General features: G+C 71.5%; 10 protein-coding genes. 4 read left to right on the top strand and 6 right to left on the bottom strand.

Going from position 1 to position 9,598, the window contains the following annotated elements:
* From HMPREF0731_RS08820 to HMPREF0731_RS08810, 3 genes are all read left to right on the top strand, one after another.
* Positions 1–812 (top strand): YjbH domain-containing protein (locus HMPREF0731_RS08820; RefSeq protein WP_007003742.1); only part of this gene is annotated, 812 nt, incomplete at its 5' end.
* A gap of 127 nt (positions 813–939) precedes the next feature.
* Entirely contained in the window at positions 940–1,272 is a 333-nt protein-coding gene (trxA, locus tag HMPREF0731_RS08815; protein WP_007003741.1) for a thioredoxin TrxA, read from the top strand.
* Between the two features lie 82 nt (positions 1,273–1,354).
* Positions 1,355–2,452, top strand: a complete 1,098-nt coding sequence (locus HMPREF0731_RS08810; protein WP_007003740.1) for a PQQ-dependent sugar dehydrogenase — start codon at positions 1,355–1,357, stop codon at positions 2,450–2,452.
* Between the two features lie 11 nt (positions 2,453–2,463).
* On the opposite strand, the gene HMPREF0731_RS08805 is transcribed toward HMPREF0731_RS08810, so the two are convergent.
* A complete protein-coding gene (locus HMPREF0731_RS08805) occupies positions 2,464–2,727 on the bottom strand; it encodes a DksA/TraR family C4-type zinc finger protein (RefSeq protein WP_007003739.1) in 264 nt (87 codons plus the stop codon).
* A 160-nt stretch (positions 2,728–2,887) separates the two neighbouring features.
* Between HMPREF0731_RS08805 and HMPREF0731_RS23105 the strand changes: the two genes are divergently transcribed.
* Complete coding sequence (locus HMPREF0731_RS23105) at positions 2,888–4,351, top strand: VCBS domain-containing protein (RefSeq protein WP_007003738.1); 1,464 nt, start codon at positions 2,888–2,890, stop codon at positions 4,349–4,351.
* A gap of 43 nt (positions 4,352–4,394) precedes the next feature.
* Here HMPREF0731_RS23105 and HMPREF0731_RS08795 read toward each other — a convergent pair whose 3' ends face one another.
* From HMPREF0731_RS08795 to HMPREF0731_RS08775, 5 genes are all read right to left on the bottom strand, one after another.
* Positions 4,395–5,402: a dienelactone hydrolase family protein gene (locus HMPREF0731_RS08795; RefSeq protein WP_051014720.1), complete on the bottom strand. Its 1,008-nt coding sequence runs from the start codon at positions 5,400–5,402 to the stop codon at positions 4,395–4,397.
* 98 nt (positions 5,403–5,500) lie between these two features.
* Complete coding sequence (locus HMPREF0731_RS08790) at positions 5,501–6,115, bottom strand: hypothetical protein (RefSeq protein ID WP_007003736.1); 615 nt, start codon at positions 6,113–6,115, stop codon at positions 5,501–5,503.
* Positions 6,116–6,304: 189 nt separating this feature from the next.
* Positions 6,305–7,801, bottom strand: a complete 1,497-nt coding sequence (locus HMPREF0731_RS08785; RefSeq protein ID WP_007003735.1) for a tripartite tricarboxylate transporter permease — start codon at positions 7,799–7,801, stop codon at positions 6,305–6,307.
* A 4-nt stretch (positions 7,802–7,805) separates the two neighbouring features.
* Positions 7,806–8,309, bottom strand: a complete 504-nt coding sequence (locus tag HMPREF0731_RS08780) for a tripartite tricarboxylate transporter TctB family protein (RefSeq protein WP_040612592.1) — start codon at positions 8,307–8,309, stop codon at positions 7,806–7,808.
* On the bottom strand, positions 8,309–9,277 hold the full coding sequence (locus tag HMPREF0731_RS08775; RefSeq protein WP_007003733.1) for a Bug family tripartite tricarboxylate transporter substrate binding protein: 969 nt from the start codon (positions 9,275–9,277) through the stop codon (positions 8,309–8,311). The genes HMPREF0731_RS08780 and HMPREF0731_RS08775 overlap by 1 nt, the downstream gene beginning before the upstream one ends.
* Positions 9,278–9,598: the final 321 nt, after the last annotated feature.

The following is a 9,598-nucleotide window of genomic DNA, read 5'->3' as shown; positions in this document are numbered from 1 at the left end:
GCCTGGCGGTGGCGCTGGGCGACCCCTCGCGCACGCTGCGCTGGCAGGGCGGCGCGGCGGCCTCGGCGCGGGTCGAGCTGGGCGATGGCTGGGCGCTGGCCGGCTCGGTGCAGCAGGCGCTGCTCGGCAACCTCTCGGGCGGGCTGCCCTCCGACAGCGTGCTGCCGCATGTGCGCAGCGACTACGCCGAATACGCAAGGCAGGGGAAGACGGCGCTCGGCACCCTCTATGCCGAGCGGATCTGGAATGCCGGGCCGGACCTCTTCGCCCGCGCCAGCGCCGGCTATCTGGAGCCGATGTTCGGCGGCGTCTCGGCCGAGCTGCTGTGGCGGCCGCGCCAGCGCGGCTTCGCGCTCGGCCTCGACCTGAACTGGGTGGCGCAGCGCGACTACGACCAGAAGCTGGGCTTCCTGGGCTATTCGGTGGCCACCGGCCATGTCTCCGCCTATGCCGACCTGCCGGTGTGGAACCTCTATGGCGTGCTGCGCGCCGGGCGCTACCTGGCGGGCGACTGGGGCACCACCATCGAGCTGGGACGGCGCTTCGAGTCCGGCATCGAGGTGGGCGGCTTCGCCACCTTCACCAATGTCTCCGCCGCCCGCTTCGGCGAGGGCTCCTTCGACAAGGGGCTGTATGTGCGGGTGCCGCTCGAGCTGTTCGGATTGCAGAGCCGCGGCCGCGGCACCGCGCTGATCCGCCCGGTGCAGCGCGATGGCGGGCAGATGCTGGCGGTGGACAACCCGCTCTGGGAGGTGACGCGCGACGGCCGGGCGGAGGCGCTGCGGCGCGGCAGCACCGCCTTCGCCCGCTGAGCCCGCGCCGCGCCGGCGGCATGGGCGACCCTGGCATGCTTCCGCTTGACCGGCGCCGCCCGGATCACGACCTTACGCCGGAACACGACACCCCGCCGCCCTTGGCGGGGACCAAGGAATCTGCCCCATGAGCGAATTCACCAAGGCCGTCAGCGACGACAGCTTCAAGGACGAGGTGCTGGGCGCCTCCGGCCCCGTGCTGGTCGATTTCTGGGCCGAGTGGTGCGGCCCCTGCCGCATGGTCGCGCCGATCCTGGACGAGATCGCCCAGGAATATGCCGGCCAGCTGACCGTGGCGAAGGTCAATATCGACGAGAACCCGATGACGCCGAACGACTACGCGGTGCGCGGCATCCCCACCATGATCCTGTTCAAGGACGGCAAGCCGGTGGAGACCAAGGTCGGCGCCATGCCGCGCAGCCAGATGAAGGAGTGGATCGCTGGCGCCCTCGCCCGCTGATCCGCTGCCGCGCGCCGGCCATCGCGGCGCGCCCAGGCTGAGGCGCCGCCTGCTGGGCGGCGTCCTGGCTCTGGCCCTGGCCTTGGGCGCCACCGCCCTGCCCGCTCTGGCCCAGGGCGGCCGGCTGGTGGAGAGCGAGGCGGCGCGCTTCCGCGTCACCACCTTCGCCCAAGGGCTCGAACATCCCTGGGGCGGCGCCTTCCTGCCCGATGGCCGGCTGCTGGTGACCGAGCGCCCCGGGCGGCTGCGCCTGATCGAGCGGGATGGCAGCCTCTCGCCCCCGCTCTCCGGCGTGCCGGCGGTGGCCGCCGCCGGCCAGGGCGGGCTGCTGGACATCGCCCTCGCCCCCGATTTCGCCACGACGCGCGAGCTGTATCTCTGCCAGGCCGTGCCCTTGCGCGGCGGCAACGCCACGCGGCTGGTGCGGGCGCGGCTGGCCGCCGATGCGCGCGGGCTGGACGCCGCCCAGCCCATCCTGGACGCCACGCCGGCGCAGCCCGGCAATGGCCATTACGGCTGCCGCATCGTCTTCGCCGGCGACGGCAAGCTCTACCTCTCCACCGGCGACCGGCAGAGCCGCCCCGAACGCGCCCAGGCGCTGGACGATCTGGCCGGCAAGCTGCTGCGGCTGGAGCGCGATGGCAGCCCGGCCGAAGGCAATCCCTTCCTCGGGCGCGAGGGGGTGCGACCGGAGATCTACGCCTATGGCCTGCGCAATCCGCAGGGGCTGGCGGTGCATCCCGAGAGCGGCCGGGTCTTCGAGATCGAGATGGGCCCGCGCGGCGGCGACGAGGTGAACCTGCCCGAGCCCGGCGCCAATCTGGGCTGGCCGGTGGTCGGCCACGGCACCGCCTATAGCGGCGCACGGATCCACGAGGCGCCGTCGCGCCCGGACATGCAGGACCCGCTGCGCTTCTGGACGCCCGCCATCAGCCCCTCGGGCGGCACCTTCTACACCGGGGACGCCTTCCCGGCCTGGCGCGGCAATCTCTTCCTCGCCACGCTGAGCAGCGCCGGGCTGTTGCGGCTGACGCTGGAGGGCGACCGCATCACCGCCGAGGAAAAGTTGCTCTGGGGCCAGCAGCGGCTGCGCCAGGTGCTGCAGGGTCCGGACGGCCTTCTGTACGCGCTGACCGACGAGGCGCGCGGCCGCATCCTGCGGGTCGAGCCGGCGGAATAGCGCGCCGCCTTCTACCGCAGCTGGCTGTCCTTGCTGCCACGCCGGTTGATGCCGAAGGCGGCGGGGCGCGCATCGCGCGCCGACTGGCAGGGCACGCAGGTGCGCGCATTGGGCAAGGCGCGGCGGCGGGCCTCTGGGATCGCCTCGCCGCACGCCTCGCAATGGGTGTTGCCGCCACCGGCGGCGAGGCGCGCGCGGGCGCGCAGCACCGCATCGGTCACCGTGTCGTCGATCTGCTCCTGCACCGCCCCGTCCGGGGCCCAGCCGCTGGCCATTTTTCCGATTCTCCTCGGCCAGGGATATGGGAAGCGGCGCGGCGTGGACCAAGCGTGGCCCTGGGTTGGCGGGGCAGGCCGAAGATGGCAGAATCGCAACGATCACCCTCGGGACCGCCTCCCACCGGGGCATTGACGCATTCCTGCCAAAGGCCACGCCATGTTCTACGACGTCACCCGAGAGAAGCGCCTCGGCTTTTCCTTCTACGATATCAACAATGGGCGGTTTGAGGCGGATCCGGCGATTTCGGTCGGCTTCAGCTATGGTGTCCTGACCTTTTTCATCGGCCGCTCCGGCGTGCTGACCTATGCGCCGGAGGCCGTCAGCATCGCCGGCCTGCCGCTCGACACCGGCACGCCGCTGATCGCCGACCTGGCCTATCAGCTGGCCAATACCGACGTGCTGGCGGCCGGGATCTCCGCCGAGGCGCATTACGCGCAGTTCGGCTGGCGGGAGGGGCGCGCCACCGGCTCGCTCTTCGACGGCGCCTACTATCTGCGGGTGAACCAGGATGTGCGCGAGGCCGGCATCAATCCGGTCGAGCACTATCTGAACTTCGGCTGGAGGGAGGGGCGCGACCCGAACCCGCTCTTCGACACCAGCTTCTACCTGGCGCAGAACGCCGACGTGGCGGAAGCCGGCATCAACCCGCTGGAGCACTACCTGCTCTGGGGCCGGCATGAGGCGCGCGACGCCAACCCCTTCTTCGATGCCGGCTTCTACCTGCAGCAGCATCCGGAGCTGGTGGAGATCGGCGCCGACCCGCTGGCGCATTATTCGGAACAGGGCTGGCGGGAGGGCATCGCCGCCTCGCGCGGCTTCATCACCAAGGTCTATCTGGCGCAGAACCCGGATGTGGCGGCCGCCGGCATCGACCCGCTGCGCCACTACCTGGAATACGGCCAGGCCGAGGGCCGCGCAGTCAGCAGCGGCACCCCCGCCAGCATCACCGGCCGGCTGACCGCCAGCACCGACGAGGACAGTGGCGCGACGCTGACCGGCCGCATCACCGTGCTGGATGTGGACCCGCTGGAATCCGGCATGGACGCCACCTTCGGCGGCCGCACCGTCCATGTCCTGGCCGATGGGCGTGAGACCTATGGCGAACCGGTGATCGACACCACCGGCGGCCCGGGGCGGCTGCGCCTGTCGCCGGATGGCAGCTGGAGCTACACCGCCGATTCCGCCTTCTACCAGTATCTCCGCGAGGGCGAGGTGCTGGAGGAGCGCTTCACCCTGCGCACCATCGGCCAGGACGAGGTGGTGGTGAGCATCACCATCCTCGGCCGCAACGACCCGGCCGTGTTCATGGGCGAGACGCATGGCGTGGTGCACGAGGCGGCAGGCCCCGGCGTGTCCGGCTCGGTCGTCTACATGTGGGACCCGGACCGCGGCGAGAGTTCGCTGCGGGCCGGCCTCTATGAAGGGCTCTATGGCCGGCTGGAGCTGACCGCGCAGGGCGCGTGGGACTACCTCTTCACCGGCAATGCCGGGCTCGGCATCACCCCGGGCGAGGCCCATGCGGAGCTGACGGACGCCATCACCATCCGCAGCCTGGACGGCACGCCGCACACGGTCAGCATCGATATCCTGGCCTTCGGCGGCGCCGACGCGCTGTTCTGAGAAACGCGCGGCGGGGCCCCTGCCCCGCCGCCTGCCTTGTCCTTCAGCGGATGGCGGCGCGCACCGCCTCCAGCACCGCGCGCTGCGAGGCCTCCCGCGCCGCCGGGTCGCCGCCGACCTGCGGGTTCAGCTGCACGCAGGCATCGGTGTAGGCGAAGGGCTGGCCGGTCGCGGTGTTGATCAGCTGGCCGGGCGCGCGCTCCTCGATGCTGCAATCGCGCACCGTCTGCGCATTGCGCGCCACCGTGGGGCTGTCGGAGAGCGGCGTGTCGAAGCCGTGATGCGCGCCGGGATAGGTGGTCAGCGTCACATCGGCGCCGGCCGCCTTCAGCCGCTCCACCTGCGCCGCGCAGGTCCGCAGCGGGTTGTAGTCATCCGCCTCGCCATGGATCAGCCGCACCGGGCGGGCGACCAGCTTCGTGTCGTCGATGTAGCGGGTGGCGCAATCCGGGTAGAAGGGGATGTAGGCGGCGAAATCGGCGCCCGAGCGGTTCCATTGCGTGTGGAAGCGCTGCATCGCCGCGTAGAACGCCGCCTGCCCGCCGCGCGAGAAACCGATCAGCACGATGCGCTGCGGATCGACGCGCGGGTGCTTCGCCAGGATGTCGAGCGCGCCATAGATGTCCAGGATCAGGTTCAGCCGGCCGAGCCGCGCCTGGTCGGTGCTGGTGCTGACCAGGCCGCGCCCGGTGAAGCCGTCGATGGCGAAGGTGGAGATGCCCTCGGCGTTCAGCAGGCGCGACCACATCTCGACATTCGGGCCGATGCCGCCGGAGCCGTGCATCAGCACCACGACCGGCAGCCGCCCCGTGCCCTGGGCGATGCGGAACTCGCCGGCGGTGGTGACGGGCTGCCCGGCCTCGGCGCGGCCGGCGAGGAAATCCGAATCGCTCAGCGTGCGGGTCGGGATGGCGTGCAGCTCGACGCGGGCGGCGATGGCGCGGCGCTCGGCGGGGGCGGCGGCGTTCTGCGCGGCGGCGGGCGGCGCTGACAGACCCAGCGTGGCGGCGGCGAGCGAGGACAGGAACAGGGCGCGTAGGCCGGCATGCATGGGCGTCTCCTCGGGGCTTGCCGGGGTCTTGCGCATGCCCCGGTCAGGCTGCGAGCAAAGCGCTTTTTTCTCCGTCCTGCCAAGCGCGCCCGTCGCGCTCAGGCGATGAGGATGCCCCGCCCGGCGAAGAAGCGGCCGAACACCGCGGGCGGCAGCGCGACATCGGCCTGCGCCGCCGGCTCATGGCCGGAGGGGTTGTGGAAGGTGATGGCCTCCGGCGTCGCCCGGGTGACCAGCACCAGATGCCCGCCGCGCGTTGGCGGCGCGCGCTCCGGCCAGCGGATGTCCTTGTGCACCGAGGCCAGGAAGAACCCGCCGGGCGGCAGCAGGGCGGGCAGGTCCTCGGCGGCCAGATCCAGCCGGATGTCCGCCCGCAGCCCGAAGCGTTTTTCCACGTAGCTGACGAAGGGGGCGTAGATCAGGCCGCGGATGTCGCCCTCCGGCGTCTCGACATAGCCGCCCTCGGCGGCGCAGCCGCGCGCCAGCTCCAGGATCGGGTGGGCGATGCCGGTGCGCCCCGCCAGCAGCATCTTCAGGCAGGCCATGCCGCAGAGATGCCCGGCCCAGCGCGCGTATTCCTCGACGCTGGCGGCGCCGGAGTTGCGCCAGGCCGGGTCGCGCAGCAGCGCGCGCTCGGCACCCTCGGCGAGGACCGCCAGCGTCATGCCGGGCGTTTCCCATTGGGAGAAATAGGGGATGGACTGTTCGGGCAAGGCGGCCCCCGGCTGAGCGGCGGTTCGGAAACAGGGTGTGTGCTGTTGAGAGGGGGCTTCGCCCCTCTCACTCCCCACCAAAGGCCTGAGGCCTTTGGAAACCCATCTGTTTGAATCTCAACTGATGGCGGGTGCAGGGGACCCTGTCCCCTGCTGGGGGAGCTTGAGGGGGCAAAGCCCCCTCAACCTTCAGGCCGCCGCGCGGCGGCGCGACAGCACCACCCAGAGCCGCGGCCCGACCAGCGCCAGCACCGCCAGCGCCAGGATGGCGAGCGAGACGGGGCGGGTGACGAAGGTGGACCAGTCGCCCTGGCTGATGGTCAGCGCCTGGCGCAGCGCCTGCTCGGCCATCGGCCCCAGGATCATGCCGATCACCACCGGCGCGGTCGGGAAGTCGAAGCGGCGCATGAACATGGCGATGATGCCGATGCCATAGAGCAGCATCAGGTCGACCACGCTGTTGCTGATGCCGTAGGTGCCGATGGTGGCGAAGACCAGGATACCCGCGTAGAGCTGCGGCACCGGGATCTTCAGGATGCGCGCCCAGAGGCCCACCAGCGGCAGGTTCAGCACCACCAGCATGATGTTGGCGATGTAGAGCGAGGCGATCAGCGTCCAGACCAGTTCGGACTGGGTGGTGAACAGCATCGGCCCCGGCTGGATGCCGTAGGACTGGAAGGCCGAGAGCATGATGGCGGCGGTGGCCGAGGTCGGCAGGCCCAGTGTCAGCATCGGCACCAGCACGCCGGCGGCGGCGGCGTTGTTGGCGGCTTCCGGCCCGGCCACGCCCTCGATCGCGCCGGTGGTGCCGAACTCCTCCGGGTGCTTCGAGAGCTTCCGCTCGGCGTAGTAGCTCAGCATGGTCGGCATCTCGGTGCCGCCGGCGGGCATCACGCCGAAGGGGAAGCCCAGCAGCGCGCCGCGCATCCAGGGGCCGGTGGAGCGCTTCCAGTCCTCCTTCGTCATCATCAGCCGGCCGACCTCGCGCACCTCCTGCTTGCCCTCGACATGGCGCCAGGCGAGGTAGAGGGTCTCGCCCACCGCGAAGAGGGCGACGGCGACCAGCACCACGTCGATGCCGTCGAGCAGTTCCGGGACGCCGAAGGTCAGGCGCGGCTGGCCGGTCTGCAGGTCGATGCCGACCAGGCCGATCAGCAGGCCGAGGCCGAGCGAGGTCAGCCCGCGCAGCGCCGAGCCGCCGAGCACCGCCGAGACGGTGACGAAGCACAGCACCATCAGCGAGAAATACTCGGCCGGCCCCAGCTTGAGGGCCAGCTCGACGACGATCGGGCCGAGGAAGGAGATGCCCAGCGTGCCGATGGTGCCGGCGACGAAGCTGCCGATGGCGGCGGTGACCAGGGCCGGGCCGGCGCGGCCGTTCTTGGCCATCTTCGCGCCTTCCAGCGCGGTGATGATCGAGCCCGATTCGCCCGGCGTGTTCAGCAGGATCGAGGTGGTGGAGCCGCCATACATGGCGCCGTAGAACACGCCGCAGAACAGGATGAAGGCGCCGGTGGCCGAGACCTGGAAGGTGATCGGCAGCAGCAGCGCGATGGTCAGCGCCGGGCCGATGCCCGGCAGCACGCCGATCGCGGTGCCGAGGAAGCAGCCGAGCAGCGCCCAGCCGAGATTGGTCAGCGTCAGCGCGTTGCCGAAGCCGAAGGACAGGCCGGTCCAGACATCCATGGACTTACAGGATCCCTTCCAGGATGCCGGCGCCGATGTTCACGCCGAGCAGCTTGTCGAAGGCGAGATAGGCGCCGAGCGTCACCGCGACACCGATGCCGAGGTCGCGCAGCGGATGGCGGCTGCCGAAGGCGGCGGCGACCAGCACGAATTGCGCGGTGGCGGCGAAGACGAAGCCGAGCGTGTCGATCAGCACCAGATTGGCCAGCAGCCCGGCGCCGAGCAGGCCGAGGGCGCGCCAATTGGTGGGCGGCGCCTCCTGCACCTCCTCGAGGTCGCGCGACCAGCCACCGCGCAGGGCGGCGAGCGTCAGCCCGGACCCCACCGCCAGCACCAGCAGCCCGACCAGGGTCGGCATGAATTTCGGGCCGACCTGGGCGTAGAGCGGGGTCACCGGGATCGCCCAGGCCTGCCACAGGCAGAGCAGGCCGAGGGCGAGGACGAGCAGCCCGACCGCGAGATCCGGGCCGGCCCCGGGCAGGAGCCGGCCGCCGCCGCGCGGCGCCATCAGATGAGGCCGACCTCGCGCAGCACCTCGGCGGTGGCCGCCTCGTCGCGCTTGAGGAACTCGGCGAAGTCGTCGCCGGAGAGGAAGGCATCCTCCCAGCCCTGGCGCTGCATCAGCTCCTTCCAGGCCGGCAGGGCGTGCAGCTCGGTGACGAAGCGCAGCAGCTCGGCGCGGGTCTCCGGCTTGATGCCGGGCGGACCGAACACGCCGCGCCAATTGCCCAGCGTGATGTCGATGCCGCTTTCCTTCAGCGTCGGCACGTCGGGCAGGCTGCGCGCCTCGCCCGAGGTGGCCAGCGCCCGCATGCGGCCGGCCTTGATCTGCTCGGCGAATTCCGAGACGCCGGAGATGCCGGCGCGGACCTGGGCGCCGAGGATGGCGGCCTGGGCCGGCCCGCCGCCGGCGAAGGCGACGTAGGAGCCGTCCTTGGCCGAGCGGCCCTGGCTCTTCAGCAGCAGGCCGAGCAGGATGTGGTCCATGCCCCCGGCGCTGCCGCCGGCCACCGAGGTGGCGCCCGGATTGCCCTTCAGCGCGTCGAGGAAGCCCTTCAGGCCGCGGATGTCGCTGCTGGCGGGCACCACGATGACGCCGGGCTCGCTGGTCATGCGGGCGATCGGCGTGACGTCCTTCAGCCCGACCGGCGACTTGTTGGCCAGCACCGAGCCCACCATGACGGCGCCGCCGATCATGATGCTGCCCTCGCGGCCGCGGCGCTGCTGGATGAAGCGCGGCAGGCCGACCGTGCCGCCGGCGCCGCCGACATTCTCGAACTGGAAATTGCCGACCATGCCGGCCTGGCGGGCCACCTGCTCGATGGCGCGGCCGAGCCCGTCCCAGCCGCCGCCGGGGCCGGCGGGGACGAAGACATGCAGGCTGGCGAAGCGCTGCTGCTGCGCGCGGGCGGCGCCGGGCAGCCAGGGCATGGCCAGGCCGGCGGCCGCGGCGGTCAACAGGGTGCGGCGCAACATGGAACTCCTCCGGACTTTGTTCACTTGTTTCTACGGTGTGCGATATCCGCGCCACGGCAAAGCGTAAAGTGAAGCCTCCGACATGCCGCCGCTTGCACCGCAGCATGGCGCCTCGCATGCTGCGCACGGCTTGGTGGAGATCGGTCTGGATGCGGCTTCGCGTGGGGGTGGTGCTGGCCCTGCTTCTGGCATCATTGCCGGTGACGCGGCCGTCTTCTGTCGTCCCGGGGCCGGGCGCCGGATTCGCCGCCATGGCGGGCGCGCTCGGCACGCTGCTGCTGCCCGGCCAGGCCGCCGCGCAGCGCAGCCAGGCGCCGCAAC

Source organism: Pseudoroseomonas cervicalis ATCC 49957 (assembly GCF_000164635.1).
In the GTDB taxonomy this organism is placed as follows: domain Bacteria; phylum Pseudomonadota; class Alphaproteobacteria; order Acetobacterales; family Acetobacteraceae; genus Pseudoroseomonas; species Pseudoroseomonas cervicalis.
This window is presented reverse-complemented; position numbering and strand designations above follow the sequence as displayed.